General features: G+C 65.3%; 18 protein-coding genes. 6 read left to right on the top strand and 12 right to left on the bottom strand.

Annotated elements, in window-relative coordinates; genetic code table 11:
• Positions 1–45 precede the first annotated feature (45 nt).
• Together G6N33_RS08780 and G6N33_RS08785 are read left to right on the top strand one after the other, a co-directional pair.
• Entirely contained in the window at positions 46–888 is an 843-nt protein-coding gene (locus G6N33_RS08780; protein WP_101528204.1) for a carbon-nitrogen hydrolase family protein, read from the top strand.
• Positions 885–1,889 (top strand): LmeA family phospholipid-binding protein, encoded by a 1,005-nt coding sequence (locus G6N33_RS08785; RefSeq protein ID WP_044509676.1) that lies wholly within the window; start codon positions 885–887, stop codon positions 1,887–1,889. The genes G6N33_RS08780 and G6N33_RS08785 overlap by 4 nt, the downstream gene beginning before the upstream one ends.
• 9 nt (positions 1,890–1,898) lie before the next feature.
• Here the strand turns inward: G6N33_RS08785 and deoC are convergent, their stop codons facing one another.
• From deoC to G6N33_RS08815, 6 genes are all read right to left on the bottom strand, one after another.
• Positions 1,899–2,567: a deoxyribose-phosphate aldolase gene (gene deoC / locus G6N33_RS08790; protein WP_044509675.1), complete on the bottom strand. Its 669-nt coding sequence runs from the start codon at positions 2,565–2,567 to the stop codon at positions 1,899–1,901.
• An 11-nt stretch (positions 2,568–2,578) separates the two neighbouring features.
• Entirely contained in the window at positions 2,579–3,040 is a 462-nt protein-coding gene (locus G6N33_RS08795; RefSeq protein ID WP_044509674.1) for a DUF2599 domain-containing protein, read from the bottom strand.
• Positions 3,041–3,044: 4 nt separating this feature from the next.
• On the bottom strand, positions 3,045–3,308 hold the full coding sequence (locus tag G6N33_RS08800; protein ID WP_044512797.1) for a DUF2516 family protein: 264 nt from the start codon (positions 3,306–3,308) through the stop codon (positions 3,045–3,047).
• 96 nt (positions 3,309–3,404) lie between these two features.
• Complete coding sequence (gene hbhA / locus G6N33_RS08805; RefSeq protein ID WP_044512795.1) at positions 3,405–4,013, bottom strand: heparin-binding hemagglutinin HbhA; 609 nt, start codon at positions 4,011–4,013, stop codon at positions 3,405–3,407.
• 206 nt (positions 4,014–4,219) lie between these two features.
• Positions 4,220–4,639 carry a helix-turn-helix domain-containing protein gene (locus tag G6N33_RS08810; protein WP_044509673.1) on the bottom strand — a complete coding sequence of 140 codons (420 nt, stop codon included), beginning with the start codon at positions 4,637–4,639 and terminating at the stop codon, positions 4,220–4,222.
• 87 nt (positions 4,640–4,726) lie between these two features.
• A complete protein-coding gene (locus tag G6N33_RS08815; RefSeq protein WP_179962677.1) occupies positions 4,727–6,097 on the bottom strand; it encodes a DUF445 domain-containing protein in 1,371 nt (456 codons plus the stop codon).
• A 135-nt stretch (positions 6,098–6,232) separates the two neighbouring features.
• On the opposite strand from G6N33_RS08815, the gene G6N33_RS08820 reads away from it, so the two are divergent.
• The gene (locus G6N33_RS08820; protein ID WP_044509672.1) at positions 6,233–6,934 is read left to right on the top strand and encodes a TetR/AcrR family transcriptional regulator; all 702 of its coding nucleotides are present in this window, start codon (positions 6,233–6,235) and stop codon (positions 6,932–6,934) included.
• Between the two features lie 181 nt (positions 6,935–7,115).
• Positions 7,116–7,979 (top strand): cyclopropane mycolic acid synthase PcaA, encoded by an 864-nt coding sequence (pcaA, locus tag G6N33_RS08825; protein WP_044509671.1) that lies wholly within the window; start codon positions 7,116–7,118, stop codon positions 7,977–7,979.
• A 52-nt stretch (positions 7,980–8,031) separates the two neighbouring features.
• Here pcaA and G6N33_RS08830 read toward each other — a convergent pair whose 3' ends face one another.
• From G6N33_RS08830 to G6N33_RS08845, 4 genes are all read right to left on the bottom strand, one after another.
• A complete protein-coding gene (locus G6N33_RS08830) occupies positions 8,032–8,892 on the bottom strand; it encodes a cyclopropane mycolic acid synthase family methyltransferase (RefSeq protein ID WP_044509670.1) in 861 nt (286 codons plus the stop codon).
• A 94-nt stretch (positions 8,893–8,986) separates the two neighbouring features.
• Positions 8,987–9,802 (bottom strand): 3-hydroxybutyryl-CoA dehydrogenase, encoded by an 816-nt coding sequence (locus G6N33_RS08835; RefSeq protein WP_456299197.1) that lies wholly within the window; start codon positions 9,800–9,802, stop codon positions 8,987–8,989.
• Positions 9,803–10,048: 246 nt separating this feature from the next.
• Positions 10,049–11,335, bottom strand: a complete 1,287-nt coding sequence (gene aceA, locus G6N33_RS08840) for an isocitrate lyase (protein ID WP_044509668.1) — start codon at positions 11,333–11,335, stop codon at positions 10,049–10,051.
• Positions 11,336–11,597: 262 nt separating this feature from the next.
• Entirely contained in the window at positions 11,598–12,401 is an 804-nt protein-coding gene (locus G6N33_RS08845; protein WP_044509667.1) for an acyl-[acyl-carrier-protein] thioesterase, read from the bottom strand.
• A 142-nt stretch (positions 12,402–12,543) separates the two neighbouring features.
• Between G6N33_RS08845 and ramB the strand changes: the two genes are divergently transcribed.
• Both ramB and G6N33_RS08855 read left to right on the top strand, forming a co-directional pair.
• Complete coding sequence (ramB, locus tag G6N33_RS08850; RefSeq protein ID WP_044509666.1) at positions 12,544–13,965, top strand: acetate metabolism transcriptional regulator RamB; 1,422 nt, start codon at positions 12,544–12,546, stop codon at positions 13,963–13,965.
• Positions 13,962–14,537 carry a carboxymuconolactone decarboxylase family protein gene (locus G6N33_RS08855; protein WP_061558202.1) on the top strand — a complete coding sequence of 192 codons (576 nt, stop codon included), beginning with the start codon at positions 13,962–13,964 and terminating at the stop codon, positions 14,535–14,537. Before ramB ends, G6N33_RS08855 begins: the two co-directional genes overlap by 4 nt.
• A gap of 4 nt (positions 14,538–14,541) precedes the next feature.
• Here G6N33_RS08855 and G6N33_RS08860 read toward each other — a convergent pair whose 3' ends face one another.
• The gene (locus G6N33_RS08860; RefSeq protein ID WP_044509663.1) at positions 14,542–14,817 is read right to left on the bottom strand and encodes a hypothetical protein; all 276 of its coding nucleotides are present in this window, start codon (positions 14,815–14,817) and stop codon (positions 14,542–14,544) included.
• Between the two features lie 8 nt (positions 14,818–14,825).
• A complete protein-coding gene (lpdA, locus tag G6N33_RS08865) occupies positions 14,826–16,223 on the bottom strand; it encodes a dihydrolipoyl dehydrogenase (protein ID WP_101528190.1) in 1,398 nt (465 codons plus the stop codon).
• Positions 16,224–16,296 lie beyond the last annotated feature (73 nt).

Consider the following 16,296-nt stretch of genomic DNA (forward strand, 5'->3'; position numbering starts at 1 on the left):
CGCGTGGCATCTGCCCGCTTCGTGCCCACGCCTAAGCTGGCGGACATGCGAATCGCGTTGGCCCAAATGCTCAGTGGCAGCGATCCGGCCGCGAATCTGCAGCAGGTGCGCGACTACACTTCCCGCGCCGCGGACGCCGGCGCGGCGCTGGTCGTGTTCCCCGAGGCGACGATGTGCCGGTTCGGGGTGCCGCTGAAACCGATCGCCGAGTCCATCGACGGACCCTGGGCGGACGGTGTCCGACGGATCGCCTCCGACGCGGGCATCACGGTGGTCGCCGGCATGTTCACCCCCTCCGGCGACGGCCGCGTCACCAACACCCTGATCGCGGCCGGGCCGGGCACCCCCAACCAGCCGGACACCCATTACGACAAGATCCATCTCTACGACGCGTTCGGCTTCACCGAATCGCGCACGGTCGCGCCCGGCCGGGAACCGGTGGTCATCACGGTCGACGGGGTGGGGGTGGGCCTGACCGTTTGCTACGACATCCGCTTCCCGCAGCTCTACACCGAACTGGCCCGCCGCGGCGCCCAGCTCATAGCCGTCTGCGCATCCTGGGGGTCTGGTCCCGGAAAACTCGACCAGTGGACGTTACTGGCCCGCGCCCGCGCGCTGGACTCGATGAGTTACGTCGCCGCGGCCGGCCAGGCCGATCCCGGTGACACACTGGCCGACTCGGGATCCGCGTCCAGCGCGCCGACCGGGGTGGGCGGCAGCCTGGTGGCCTCTCCCTTCGGCGAAGTGATCGCCGCCGCAGGCGCCGACCCGCAGCTGGTGGTCGCCGACATCGACGTCGACGAGGTCGCCAAGGCCCGAGAGAACATCGCGGTGCTGCGCAACCAAGCGGACTTTGCTCGTGGCGATAGGGCAGAATCGGTTGGGTGACGAACCCGCAAGGACCACCCGGCGAGGGCCCGTCGTCGTGGGCGCGTCCCGGCAATCAGACCCCGTTCGGCCCACCGACTGAACGCCCGACCGAGCGGTTGAGTGCGCCCCGTGCCACGCCACCGCCCGCCCCACCGGCAGCAGCTGCGGGCCAGCGCCCGGGCGGTTTGGACAGCCAGCACGGCGGCTACCCGCCACCCCCCGCGCCGCCCACCCAGAGCCTCGCCGCCCCCAGCGAAGAGCCGGCCCCGGCGACGAAGAAGAAACGGCTGCGCGACCCGCTGGCCATCGTCCTGATCTGCGTCATCGTGGTGTCGCTGCTGATCGCGAGCCTGATCGGCGGGGAGCTGTACGCGCGCCACGTCGCCAACAACAAGGTCGCCCAGGCGGTCGCGTGCGAGGTTCAGGATCAGGCGACGGCGTCGTTCGGCGTCGCGCCGCTGCTGCTGTGGCAGCTCGCGACGAAGCACTTCACCAACATCTCGGTGTCGACGGCGGGCAACCAGATCCGCGACGCCAAGGCCATGAAGATCGACATCAGCATCAAAGACGTGAAGCTCGACAAGACGGCCAACTCCAAGGGCACCATCGGCGCGCTCGACGCGACCATCACCTGGACCAGCGACGGCATCAAACAATCGGTGCAGAACGCCATCCCGGTGCTGGGCCCCTTCGTCACCAACAGCGTGACCACGCATCCCAGCGACGGCACCATCGAGCTCAAGGGGATGTTGGACAACATCACGACCAAGCCGGTGGTGTCCGGTAACGGCATCCAGCTGCAGATCCAGAGCTTCAACGCGCTCGGCTTCACCATGCCCCGGGAAAGCGTGCAGTCGACGTTGGATAGCTACACGCAGAAGCTGACCGCCAACTACCCGTTGGGAATTCACGCCGACAGCGTGCAGGTGACCGACTCCGGGGTGACGAGCCACTTCTCCACCCGCAATGCGACCATCCCCGCCGGGGACAACAACGACTCCTGCTTCGCGAACCTGTAAGGGGAGCCGCTAGCCGAGTCCGTCCAGAACTGCCCGGGTGCCGGACAGCCCCAGGCGGGTGGCACCGGCCTGCACCATCGCGACGGCGTCGGCCGCGGTACGGATTCCGCCGCTGGCCTTGACCCCGAGCCGACCGCCGACGGTTTGGGCCATCAGGGCGACGGCGCGGACCGACGCACCACCGGCGGGGTGAAATCCGGTCGAGGTTTTGACGAAGTCGGCGCCGGCGTCCTCGGCGACACGGCATACTTCGGTAAGCGTGCGCCCGTCCGAATCACCCAGCAGGACAGCCGATTCCACGATCACTTTGAGCACCGCGGCGGGTATCGCGGCGCGCACCGTCGCGATGTCGGAATGAACCGCCCCGAGCTGCCCGGCCAGCGCGGCGCCGACGTCGATCACCATGTCGACTTCGATTGCGCCGGATGCCACCGCCGCGGCGGCCTCCTGCGCCTTGATCGCCGATGTGTGCTTGCCCGACGGGAAGCCGGCCACCGTCGCGACGCGCACGCCCGGGGTAGCCGCGGCGACCGGCACCATCGACGCCGAGACACACACCGCGTAGACACCCAGGTCGACGGCTTCGTCGACCACAGCGGTCACGTCGGCGTCGGTGGCCTCGGGTTTGAGCAAGGTGTGATCGACCAGACCCGCCAACTGTGTGCGGCTCAGTGCCATCAGAGGGGCCATCAGAGGGCTTCCTCCGGGCCGCCCGGGTTGCAGCCGGACGCGACCATCTCGGCATCGTCGACGACGGGGCGCCACGGCTCGAGATTCCAGCTGGTCTTGCCGGGCTGGGCCGTCTCGGCGAACTCCCAATGACAGATGAACTGCGCCCGCATGCCGGGGGTGTCGGCGTCCGGCGCCATCGTCACCACCTCGGACCAGGCTTCGTCGGCGGCGGCCGCGGTACCCGGGTGGGTCGAGGCCAACCGCCCGGACGGCGTCGGAAAGACCCGCAGGCTCGTCCGGTGTGCCGACTGGGACCACTCGGAAGCCCACTCGGTGTGGTCGACGAATGGGGGGCGGTAGCCGGGATCGGCCGGGCTGATCGCGCCGGGCTGGGCCGACGCAACCCCGGGCTGCGAGCCCGCAACAAGGGCCCCGCCGAGCAACGCGACAGCCGCCGGCACGGCGATCAGGACCTTCACCGTGTCAGCGCGACTTGCCCTGAATTTCCAGCAGCTTTGGCCGCACGTCGACCAGATAGACACCCGCCGCGCAGGCCGCGATGGCCATCCCGAGCACCCCGAAAATAAAGCCCAGGATGGACGTCAACGCGACGGCCCCGCCCAGAATCACCAGCCACACCGGCTTGGTCAACTTGTCCGCGGCGGTGTAGGCGTCAGCCCGCTGCATCGCGGCATGTACGAACGCGTACACCGTCATGACCAGGACGCCGATCTGCAAGACCCACATGACGGTATTCACGGCTTGGCTCACCGCTCAAGGGTATGCGGGTTGCGTCATGTCCGTCGAATCCGAGTTGCCCCGGAGGGCAACTCGGACCTCGAACTACTTCTGGGTGACCTTCTTGGCCGCGGCCTTCTTCGCCGGAGCCTTCTTGGCTGGGGCCTTCTTGGCTGGGGCCTTCTTGGCCGGAGCCTTCTTGGCCACCGCCTTGGAGGCCCCCTCCGCCTTGCGGGGCAGCTCGATGCCGACCAGCTTGGCGGCACGCTCGCCGACCGCGCGGGTCTGGGACGCCACGGTGCCCAGCGCCTCCTGGGTCAGCTCGACGGCCTGGTCGACGTAGCCCTCGGCACGCGCCGTGGTCTCCTCGAACGGCCGCTGGCTGCGCAGCCGCTGCAGCGCCGCCTCGCCCCGATCGACCAGCTCGTTGTACCGGGTGGTCGCGGCCTCCAGGTAGCCCTCGGCGGCCTTGCGCAGCTCCTCGGCGGTAAAGCGCTCACGCAGCTCGGTGAACTGCTCGGGCAGGTCTTCCTGCAGCTTGGCGATCCGGGCGCGACTCTCCTCGACGCGGGTGCGGGTGTCGGTGCGGGTGTCTTCGGCCCGCTCACGCAGGTTGCCGATGAGTTCGTTCACGGTGGCCAGGGCCAGGTCAGCGGCTCCCAGGGCCGCGAGCAACGGCGCCCGCAGTTCTTCGATGTTCGGATTGTCAGCCATGGTTTTTCCTTTCATGGTTGGTTGTCGGGCTGAGGTTTGTGAAGTTCGGTTGGGAAGTCGGGGCAAGCGTCGGCTCCCCCATTGGGGAGTAGTCAAGACCCGGGTATTGACGTGGCACGCGACTTGCCGGGAACCTCCTGGTTGGTCGGGTCGGGTTGACGATCGAGTGGATATCAGCGCGAGCGCTGCGCTCGGGAGCGGCTAGCTCACTCTTGGCTGTCGGATTCGGGGGGAAACTCCTCGTGGGTGGCTTCGTTTTGCTGGGCAAAGGATGCGTAGATATCGAGCAGGATCTGCTTTTGCCGCTCGGTGATCGCGGTGTCGGTAATGATGGCGTCGCGCACTTGGCTCTTGTCGCTGGGCTCGAGGATTCCGGCCCGCACATAGAGGACCTCCGCGGAGACCCGCAACGCTTTCGCGATCTGGCTGAGCACGTCTGCGGACGGTTTGCGGAGTCCGCGCTCGACCTGGCTCAGGTAGGGGTTGCTGACGCCGGCAAGTTCGGCGAGTTGCCGCACCGACACCTGGGCGAGTTCACGCTGGCTGCGGATGAAACTGCCGATGTCGGAGGCCATGTCGGAGGCCGCAGTGGACACCTTCGCGGAGAGAGTCTCCTCCGGCGGCATTACGCGCTCCCTTAGTCCGTGGGCAAACCTTGACAGGTATGCAGCGTACGGACATGTGCTTGCATTTGCAAGCACTAGTTAGCACCCCTAGAAAAAGAGCTGCGCGACCGTGTAAATCACCAACCCGGCCAGCGAGCCCACCACGGTGCCGTTGATGCGAATGAACTGTAGGTCGCGGCCCACATGCAGTTCGATGCGGCGGCTTGCCTCCTCGGCGTCCCACCGCTCGATGGTGTCGGTGATGATCGCCGTGATCTCGACGCCATACTGCGAAACCAGGTGCTGAGCGGCCCGCACGATCCAGTTGTCGACCTTGTCGCGAAGCTCGGCGTCGTCGCGTAACGACTCACCGATGCGAACGACGGCGTCCGCGATGCGAGTACGCAGCGCCGAGGACGGATCGTCGACGCCCTCGAGCACCAACCGCTTCAGCGTCTTCCACGCCGTCGCGGCGGCATGGGCGATCTCGTCGCGCGCCATCAGCTGCTCTTTGATCGCGTCAGCACGCGCGATGGTGTCCGGGTCGTGTTGCAGATCGTCGGCGAATTCGAACAGAAAGCGGGTTGCCGAACGGCGCAGTTCGTGGTCGGGGTTGCGGCGCACCTTGTCGGTGAAGTCCATCAGTTCGCGATGGATGCGATCCCCGACAAGGTGGTCGACGAAGCGCGGCGACCACGTCGGTGAGTCGCGTTCCACCACCCGTTGAATGATTTCGCCCGCGTTCAGCGACCACTGGAAGGCGCGGTCGGCGAGTAGTTGGATGAGCGCCTCCTGACGGTTCTCGGCGAGCAGCGTCGCCAGCACCCGGCCCGCCGGCGGGCCCCACTGCGGCTCGGCGATGCGGCGCACGATCATCCGGTCGATCACCTGCTGGACATCTTCGTCCCGCAGCAATTCGACGAGCACGCGGAGCACGGTGGCGGTTTCGCCGGCGACCCGCTCGGCGTGGGAGGTGTCCGACAACCACTTGCCGAGCCGGCCGGGCACCTGAGCGTCGCGCAGCTTGGTCTCCACCACCTCCGGGGACAGGAAGTTCTCCCGCACGAACGTGCCCAGCCCCTCGCCGAGCTGGTCTTTCTTGCGCCGGATGATCGCGGTGTGCGGGATCGGTATCCCCAACGGATGCTTGAACAGCGCCGTCACCGCGAACCAGTCGGCCAGCGCGCCGACCATCCCCGCTTCCGCGGCCGCGCCGACGTAACCGACCCAGGCGCCGACGCCGCCGTGCGCCTGCGCCCAGCGGCACGCGAGGAACACGCCGGTGGCGCCGATCAGGAAGCTCAGCGCGACCAACTTCATGCGGCGCAGCGCTACCCGCCGCTGCGCGTCCGCCTCCGGATCGGCGCCAGCGAACGACTCCGCGAACGACGTCCGCGGGGCCGGTGGCGGGGCCGGCTGCGCCCGACCCGCGGCAGGGCTCGGTGCGTCGGCTCTCGACGAGGGTCTATGTGCCACCACACCATCATGTATCGATTGGGCCAGTTCGTGTTACGACGCCGCTGCCGACCTGGTTTCCGATGGCCGTCCCGTCCGCCATCTGTACCCGCTACGCCGTATTATCGACAGCGTTCTAGTGAATGGGAATCGTCGATAGTGGCAGAGCAAATCCCGGCAGTAATCGTCAAGACGGACGGTCGTAAGAGGCGTTGGCACCAACACAAGGTGGAGCGTCGCAACGAGCTGGTTGATGGAACGATCGACGCGATTCGCAGACACGGCCGCTACTTGAGCATGGATGAGATCGCCGCGGAGATCGGCGTTTCCAAAACGGTTTTGTACCGATATTTCGTCGACAAAAATGACTTGACGACGGCCGTGATGATGCGGTTTGCCCAGACCACGCTGATTCCGAACATGGCCGCGGCATTGACGTCGAACCTCGACGGAATCGACCTGACCCGTGAAGTCATCCGCGTCTACGTCGACACCGTGGCCAACGAGCCGGAGCCGTATCGGTTCGTGATGGCGAACAGCTCGGCCAGCAAGAGCAAGGTGATCGCCGACTCCGAGCGGATCATCGCCCGGATGATCGCGGTGATGATGCGCCGGCGCATGGTGCAGGCCGGGATGGACACCGGCGGCGCCGAGCCGTGGTCTTACCTGATCGTCGGCGGTGTGCAATTGGCCACTCACTCGTGGATGTCCAACCCGCGCATGACCCGAGACGAACTGATCGACTACCTCACCATGCTCAGCTGGAACGCGTTGTGCGGAATCGTCGAGGTAGGCGGATCCTTGGAGAAATTCCGCGCCGAGCCGCACCCGTCGCCGATCGTGCCGCCGCGAGACTCGTAGACAACCCGGCAGGCTGCCGTTTTGTGCTTTTGGCAGGCGCCGTGTGACCCTAGGTGTGGCCCGCAGCATACGGCATGTGCCAGCGGAAACCGCTAGCATGCAGGGGCATGCGCCGGAGGTGCATGGGCAACCCCGACCAGTCGGCCCCGCACCTCCGGGAAACAGAAAGGCTTCTTTCGTTATGGCCGTGCAGCTCACGCCCCACTTCGGCAACGTGCAAGCGCACTACGACCTGTCGGACGACTTCTTCCGGCTCTTTCTGGACCCCTCACAGACCTACAGCTGCGCATACTTCGAGCGTGATGACATGACACTCGAAGAGGCTCAGCTCGCCAAGATCGATCTGTCATTGTCCAAGCTGCGGCTCGAGCCTGGGATGACGCTCCTCGACATCGGCTGCGGCTGGGGCGCCACCCTGCGCCGCGCCATCGAGAAGTACGACGTCAATGTCGTCGGGCTGACCCTGTCCGAGAACCAGGCCGAACACGTGCAGAAGTCGTTCGACCAACTGGACACCGACCGCACCCGCCGAGTGCTGTTGGAGGGCTGGGAGAAGTTCGACGAGCCGGTCGACCGGATCGTGTCAATCGGTGCTTTCGAGCACTTCGGCCGGGCCCGGTGGGCACGCTTTTTCGAGATGGCGTACTCGGTACTGCCGGCCGACGGCGTGATGATGCTGCACACCATCGTGCGTCCGTCGTTCAAGGAGGCCCGGGCCAAGGGTCTACCGTTGACGCACGAAGTCGTTCATTTCACCCAATTCATCCTGGCCGAGATTTTCCCGGGCGGCTGGCTGCCCACTCCCGCATTGGTCGAAGAGCACGCTTCCGACGCCGGATTTAAGCTCACCCGGATTCAGTCGCTGCAGCTGCACTACGCCCGAACCTTGGACATGTGGGCGGCCGCGCTGGAAGCGAACCGGGACACGGCCGTCGCGATCCAATCCGAGAAGGTCTACGACCGCTACATGAAGTACCTGACCGGCTGCGCAAAGCTATTCCGCCAGGGGTACACCGACGTCGACCAGTTCACGCTGGAAAAGTAACCAGCGCGATTTCGCCACCGACCGAGGCCCCGGCATTGCGGCCGGGGTCTCGTCATTTCACCAGGGTGAATTGCCCCACATTACTGATGCCCTTGATGAAGAACTTCTCGCATCCCGTCAAATAGTGCATATAACGGTCGTAAACCTCTTTGGATTGGATGGCGATGGCCTTTTCTTTGTTGGCCTCGAGATTGGCGGCCCAGATGTTCAGCGTCCGCGCGTAATGCTCTTGCAGTAACTGAACTCGTTCGATCGAAAATCCGGCTGCCTCGCCGAACTTGAAAATGTCCTCCTGCGCGGGCAATTGGCCACCAGGGAAGATCTCGGTGCCGATGAACCGCATAAAGCGCACGTCGCTCATCGTGATGCTCACGCCCCGCTCGAGCTGCTGCTGCTGGGTGTACGTCAGAATCGTGTGCAGCAGCATGCGACCATCGTCGGGCAGGACGTTGTACATCCGGTCGAAGAAGGCAGCGTAGCGCTCCATCTTGAACGCTTCGAACGCCCCGATGGTGACGATACGGTCGACTCGATCCTCGAATTCCTCCCAGCCCTGCAGCCGCACCTCCACGGTGCGGTCGGTCGGGATGGTGGACAACCTTTTCTTGCTGTACTCGAACTGGTTGCGGCTCAACGTGATTCCGATGACGTTGACGTCGAACTTCTCCACCGCGCGCACTAGCGCGCCGCCCCAGCCGCACCCGATGTCGAGCAGCGTCATCCCCGGTTCGAGGTTGAGCTTGCCCAGGGCCAAGTCGAACTTGGCGTTCTGCGCCTCTTCCAGCGTCATGTCGTCGCGTTCGAAATACGCGCACGTGTAGCCCATTGTCGGGTCTAGAAATAGAGCGAAAAATTCGTCGGAAACGTCGTAAATCGATTGCGATTCTTCGTAATACGGTCTTAACTGCGCCATGCTCGGGTGGCTACCTTCCCTCGACTGATCGCGAGGATGGTATCCAAAAAACGAAGTAAATGCCACATAACTGAAGTTGTGCCGCGCGGGTGTCTCAGTAGGTGTAGAAGCCCCGGCCGGATTTCTTGCCCAGTATGCCGGCCTCGACCATCCGCAACAGCAGCGGCGGCGGACCGTAGTGCGGCTCCTTGAATTCCTCGTACATCTTGTCGGCGATTAGCTTGAGGGTGTCCAGCCCAACCAGGTCGGATAGCCGCAGCGGCCCCATCGGGTGCGACAGCCCGGCGACGACCGCCTTATCCACGTCCTCGACGGTGGCGAACCCGGACTCCACCATCCGGATCGCCGACAGCAGGTAGGGCACCAGCAGGGCGTTGACGACGAACCCGGATCGGTCCGAACAGCGCACCACCCGCTTGCCGAGCACACCGCTGGCAAACTCCTCGGTGCGCGCCGCGGCTGCCTCGTCGGTGACCAGCGTGCTGACCAGTTCTACCAGCGGCAGCACCGGGACGGGGTTGAAGAAGTGCAGGCCCAGCACCCGCTGCGGATTCTTGGTGGCCGCGGCGAGCTTCATGATCGGGATGCTGGAGGTATTCGACGCCAGCACCGCATCCGGATCGGTGATCATCTCGTCGAGCTTGGCAAAGACCGTGGCCTTGACGGCCTCGTCCTCGACGATCGCCTCGACGACGAGCTGCCGGTCGGCAAGGTCTGTCAGGTCGGTGGTGAAGGTGAGCTGGCTGAGCGCACGGTCCCGCTCGCGCTCGGTCACCTTGCCCGCGCTTACGCCTCGCTCCAGCGACTTCACAATGCGGTTTCGCCCCGCGGCGACGAGGGCGTCGGTGGTCTCGTACACGGTGACGGCGACGCCGGCGCGGACGGAGACTTCGGCGATCCCGGATCCCATCTGCCCGGCGCCGACAACTCCTACGCGCGCAATACCTGTGTCGCTCACTGTTTCTCCATTGTGTTGTCGTGGACCGCAATAGGCCCCGCCCGGGATCGCCGGGCGGGGCCTATGCTACTTCAGCCGATCTTCACTGCTCCGAACGTGCACTCCATGCGAAGATCCGGTCGGAATCTCGCAATAGCTGCACCTTCGATGACGGCGGGCCAGCCTACGGCCGCGCCTCGTCACCGGCTTACCGCACGGTCAGTGGAACTGGCCCTCTTCGGTGGAGCCGGCCAGCGCGGTCGTCGACGAGGTGGGGTCGACCGTGGTGGCGATGCGGTCGAAGTAACCGGCACCGACCTCGCGCTGGTGCTTGGTCGCGGTGTAGCCGCGCTCCTCGGCGTCGAACTCGCGCTCCTGCAGCTCCACGTAGGCGCTCATCTGGTTGCGGGCGTAGCCGTAGGCCAGATCGAACATCGCGTAGTTGAGGGCGTGGAAGCCGGCCAGCGTGATGAACTGGAACTTGTAGCCCATCGCGGCCAGCTCCTTCTGGAACTTCGCGATGGTCGCGTCGTCCAGGTGCTTCTTCCAGTTGAACGACGGCGAGCAGTTGTAGGCCAGCATCTGGTCCGGGAACTCGGCCTTGACGCCTTCGGCGAACTTGGCCGCGAGCTCGAGGTCCGGGGTGCCGGTCTCCATCCAGATCAGGTCGGAGTACGGCGCGTAGGCCTTGGCACGCGCGATGGAGGGCTCCAGGCCGTTGCGGACACGGTAGAAGCCCTCCTTGGTCCGCTCGCCGGTGATGAACGGCTGGTCGCGCTCGTCGACATCGGACGTGATCAGGGTCGCCGCCTCGGCGTCGGTGCGGGAGATGACCACGGTCGGCACGTCGGCGACGTCGGAGGCCAGGCGCGCCGAGGTCAGGGTCCGGATGTGCTGGCTGGTCGGGATCAACACCTTGCCGCCCAGGTGGCCGCACTTCTTCTCCGAGGCCAGCTGGTCCTCCCAGTGCGAACCGGCGATACCCGCGGCGATCATCGCCTTCTGCAGCTCATAGACGTTGAGCGCGCCACCGAAGCCGGCCTCGCCGTCGGCGACAATCGGGGCCAGCCAGTTCTCCACCGAGGTGTCGCCCTCGACCTTGGCGATCTGGTCGGCACGCAGCAGCGCGTTGTTGATCCGGCGCACCACCTGCGGCACCGAGTTGGCCGGGTACAGGCTCTGGTCGGGGTAGGTGTGGCCGGCCAGGTTGGCGTCGCCGGCGACCTGCCAACCCGACAGGTAGATGGCCTTCAGGCCGGCGCGGACCTGCTGCACGGCCTGGTTGCCGGTCAGCGCGCCCAGCGCGTTGACGAACTCGAGCTCGTGCAGCTGCTTCCAGAGGACCTCCGCGCCACGCCGGGCCAGCGTGCTCTCCTCGACGACGCTGCCCTGCAGGGCCACCACGTCCTCGGCGGTGTAGGTACGGCTGATCGCCTTCCAGCGCGGGTTGGTGTCCCAGTCGTGCTGGATCTGCTCGGCGCTTCTCGGGGTGCCAACATCAGACATTGGGCTTGCTCCTTATGGTTCTTTTTGAGCCGGGACCGCGCGTCTTGCGATGACTGAGGCTCAACTTCACTCGTATGCTTAACCGACGATGACACAGGGTGTTGATGCAGGTCCACCCATTTTCATTGCCAATTTCGGCCACGACGTCGCGTCGATGTTGCGAAGATTGCGAAGATCGGGGGTAACTGAACCGGTTCAGAAGCTACCGATCAGTAACCAGAATCCGCAGGTCAACCCATAATTTAACGGGACGCTTGTCCTGTTAGAGGTTGAAGAGCGCGGCGACCGCTTTGGTCTCGTCACCGACCGCATATGTGAGCGTTGTAACAGGCCGATCGACGAGCCCGGGCCCGAATTGGTCGGTCGTTCCGGCGGGATGGATATGCGAGATGATCTCCAGCTTGTCGCCCAGCGCCACCGGCGCCTCGTGCTCGATCGTGATGCGCAGCGGCCGGGCCATCAGCGCGAGATGCGACGCCAGATAGTCCTCGATGACACTCCAGTACACCGAGTTGTTCATGTGGTCGAACAGGTCGATATCGGTCACCCGGACCGGGAACTCGTGGATCTCCGCGGCTCCGGTTCGCAGGTCGCGGCCGCCCGGCTTGAGATAGCCCTGCCACCGCAGCCGGTCCACCGACGTCGTCTTGTGCAGCCCGGCGAGGAAGTCGTCGGAGATGCGCGACGGCATCTGGGTTTCCCGGTTGATGTTGATCCAGAAGGCCTCCGACTCGATCAGCCCGCCCTTGCGCCCATCGATGCGCACCCGCATCTCGCACCACCGATTCGAGGTGCCCGAACACCACCGTCGACACCGCAGCATGTCCTGGAACTCGATGGGCTGTAGCAAATCGAGCATGGTCCGCCGGACGATCCACAGTGGGTGGGTTTCCTCGAAGCCCATCTCGCGCAGCTGATCCTGGCCGATGTCCTGGATGTGCCGGCATGCGGCATCCAGCCGCAGCCGGCCGGTGCGGTCGATGTCGCCGACGCGCAGCGGCCATTCGCGGTCGAACACGTCGGGGTGGCCGTCGGGCACCGGCATCATTGATTTGTCCAGGCTCACGACTTCGCTCCCCCGTTGACCTTCACATTGGGCTTCGTGCGCATCATGCCAACGAGACGCCGAAACGCCAAACGCGTGCCAGGTCCGCAGCGCTTTGCCAAGTCTGCTAAGTGAGCCTTGGCATCGCAGGTAGGCTCGGTGAATGTCGAAAACGTACGTTGGGTCACGGGTTCGCCAACTGCGCAACGAGCGCGGGCTCTCCCAGGCCGCCCTGGCCCAAATGCTGGAGATCTCGCCGAGCTACCTCAACCAGATCGAACACGACGTGCGGCCGCTGACGGTGGCTGTGCTGCTGCGCATCACCGAACTGTTCGGCGTGGATGCGACGTTTTTCGCCTCCCAGGACGACACTCGGCTGGTCGCCGAGTTGCGGGAGGTGACGATGGATCGCGACTTGGGCATCAACGTCGATCCATCCGAGGTCGCCGACATGGTCAACGCCCATCCCGGACTGGCCCGCGCGGTGGTCAACCTGCACCGGCGCTACCGGCTCACCACAGCCCAGCTGGCCGCGGCCACCGAGGAGCGCTATTCCGACGGCAGCGGTAGCGGCTCGATCACCATGCCGCACGAAGAGGTCCGCGACTACTTCTATGAGCGGCAGAACTACCTGCACGAGCTGGACACCGCGGCCGAGGACCTCACTGTCCACACTCGGCTCAACCAGGGCGACCTGGCCCGCGAGCTGACCCGCCGTCTCACCGAGGTGCACGGCGTGCACATCAATCGGCGGGTCGATCTCGGTGACACCGTGCTGCACCGTTACGACGCGAAGACCAAGACGCTGGAGATCAGCAACCACCTTTCGTTGGGTCAGCAGGTGTTCAAGATGGCCGCCGAATTGGCCTACCTCGAGTTCGGCGACCTGATCGACACCATGGTCGCGGACGGCAAGTTCACCAGTCCCGAGTCGCACACGTTGGCGCGGTTGGGTCTGGCGAACTACTTCGCCGCGGCCGCAGTGCTGCCCTACGGTCAGTTCCACGACGTCGCCGAGAACTTCCGGTACGACGTCGAACGGCTCTCGGCGTTCTATTCGGTGAGCTACGAGACCATCGCGCACCGGCTTTCGACGATGCAGCGGCCCTCGATGCGAGGGGTGCCGTTCTCCTTCGTTCGGGTGGATCGGGCTGGCAACATGTCAAAACGCCAGTCCGCCACCGGTTTTCACTTCTCCTCGAGCGGCGGGACCTGCCCGTTATGGAATGTGTACGAGACCTTCGCCAACCCCGGCAAGATCTCGGTGCAGATTGCCCAGATGCCCGACGGCCGCAACTACCTGTGGGTGGCGCGTACCGTCGAACGCCGCGCCGCCCGGTATGGTCAGCCGGGTAAAACCTTCGCGATCGGGCTGGGCTGCGAACTGCGGCACGCGCACCGGCTCGTCTACTCGGAAGGACTCGATTTGTCCGGCAACCACCTTGCGGCCACCCCCATCGGCGCGGGTTGCCGTGTCTGCGAACGCGATAACTGTCCGCAGCGGGCCTTCCCGGCGCTCGGTCGCGCACTCGATCTCGACGAACACCGCAGCACGGTGTCGCCGTACCTGGTGAAGCAGCCGTGAGCGAGCATGCGGGCCAGGTCGCCCGCATTCCGTCGTCCACCAAGTTGCGCCGGCTGGGGCCGGTCAACTGGGTGTTGGCGAAGCTGGCCGCCCGCACCGTCTCCGCGCCGGAGATGCATCTGTTCACCACGCTCGGTCAACGCCAAGGCCTGTTCTGGGCGTGGTCGCTGTACGGGGGGCGGCTGCTGCGCGGCCGGCTGCCGCGGGTCGACACCGAATTGGTGATCTTGCGCGTCGCGCACTTGCGCGGGAGCGAATACGAACTGCAGCACCATCGGCGGATGGGCCGCCAGTTCGGTCTGGACGCGCAGGTGCAGGAGGCGATCTTCGCCTGGCCCGACGCTCCCGCCGGTGACGGCCCCCGCGTGATCCTGAGCGCGCGTCAGCAGGCGCTGCTCAACGCGACCGACGAACTGATCAACAATCGCTCCATCAGCGACGCCACCTGGCAACAGCTGGCCATGCATCTCGACCGCCGCCGTCTGATCGAATTCTGCTTGCTCGCAACACAATACGACGGACTCGCGGCAACGATCAGCGCGCTGAACATCGAACTGGACAACCCGCGCTAAGACCTCAGGCGAGCACGTCGACCAGCACGGCCAGCGTCAAAATCACCGGCAGTATCGGCAAGTCGAACGCGAACGCCGCCCACAGGTACTTGCCCCGCCGCCGCAGTTGCCAACCGAAGATCGCGGCCCCGACGCCCAGCAGCACCGACGCCAGCAGCAGCAACGGGGCCCAGTGCCCGGCTGTCGCGTTGTCGCCAACGACCGAAATCGCAATCAGCCACAGCACATAGCCGGTCACGGCGCCACCGAGGGCACCGAGGATGGTCTCGCCGCGCAGCATCTACCGGCTCAGAAGTTGATCATGTGGCCGATCAGGCCGTGGAAGCATTCCTGCAGCGCCTCGGACATGGTCGGGTGGGTGTGCACGTTGCGGGCCAGCTCGGTGGCCGTCAGATCCCACTTCTGCGCCAGCGTCAGCTCGGGCAGCAGCTCGGACACGTCGTGGCCGACCAGGTGGCCGCCGATCAACTCGCCGTACTTGGCGTCGGCGATCAGCTTGACGAAGCCACTGGGATCGCCCACTCCGTGTGCTTTGGCGTTGGCGGTGAACGGAAATTTGGCCACCACGACGTCGTAGCCTTCCTCGCGGGCTTGCTCCTCGGTGAGCCCGAAGCTCGCGACATTCGGCTGGCAGAAGGTGGCGCGCGGCAACATTCGGTAGTCGCCGAGCGCCAAAGTCTCTGCGCCGGCGATGGTTTCGGCCGCCACCACGCCCTGGGCCTCGGCCACATGCGCGAGCTGCAGCTTGCCGGTGACGTCGCCGATCGCGTAGATGTGCTCGACGTTGGTGCGCATGTAATCGGTGATCCCGATGGCGCGGCGATCGGTGAGCGCGACACCGGCCTTGTCCAGCCCGTAGCCCTCCACGTTGGGTGCAAAACCGATGGCCTGCAACACCTTTTCGGCCTTGAGTTCCTCGGACTTACCGTCCTTGCTGACCGCGACCCGGACCACGGACCCCTCGTCGGTGATCGATTCCACCTTGGTTCCGAGGAGGATCTTGACGCCGAGTTTCTTGAACTGTTTCTCGACCTCTTTGGAGACCTCGGCGTCCTCGTTGGGCAGCGCCCGCGGCAAGAACTCGACGACGGTGACGTCGACGCCGTAGTTCTTCAGCACGTAGCCGAACTCCATGCCGATCGCCCCGCAGCCGGCGATGACAATCGACTGCGGCAATTCGCGGGACATGATCAGTTCTTCGTAGGTGACCACGTTTTCCGACAGCGAGGTACCGGGAACCAGGCGGGTACTGCTGCCCGTGGCGATGATGGCGTTGTCGAACGTGACGGTGTCGGTGCCACCGTCATTGAGCTCGACCGACAGCGTGTGCGGGTCGGTGAACCGTCCGTAGCCGTGGATCTCGGTGATCTTGTTCTTCTTCATCAGGAAGTGCACGCCGGCGACGCGACCCTCGGCCACCTTGCGGCTGCGATCGAAGGCCACCCCATAGTCGAAGGACACCTCGCCGCTCATGCCGAAGGTCTTGGCGTCCTTGGTGAAGATGTGCACGAGTTCGGCGTTACGCAGCAGCGCCTTGGATGGGATGCAGCCGACGTTGAGGCACACGCCGCCCCAATACTTCGGTTCGACGACTGCGGTGTTCAGGCCCAGCTGCGCGGCGCGGATGGCTGCGACATAGCCGCCGGGACCGGCTCCGAGGACAACAACGTCATAGTGAGAAGTCACGAGCCCACATTAGTGGGCGGCGACTTCTCGCTGCACGACACCGTGGCCCGCCTAGGCCCCGGCTACCCTGGCC

It is taken from the genome of Mycobacterium simiae, assembly GCF_010727605.1.
GTDB classification, from domain to species: domain Bacteria; phylum Actinomycetota; class Actinomycetes; order Mycobacteriales; family Mycobacteriaceae; genus Mycobacterium; species Mycobacterium simiae.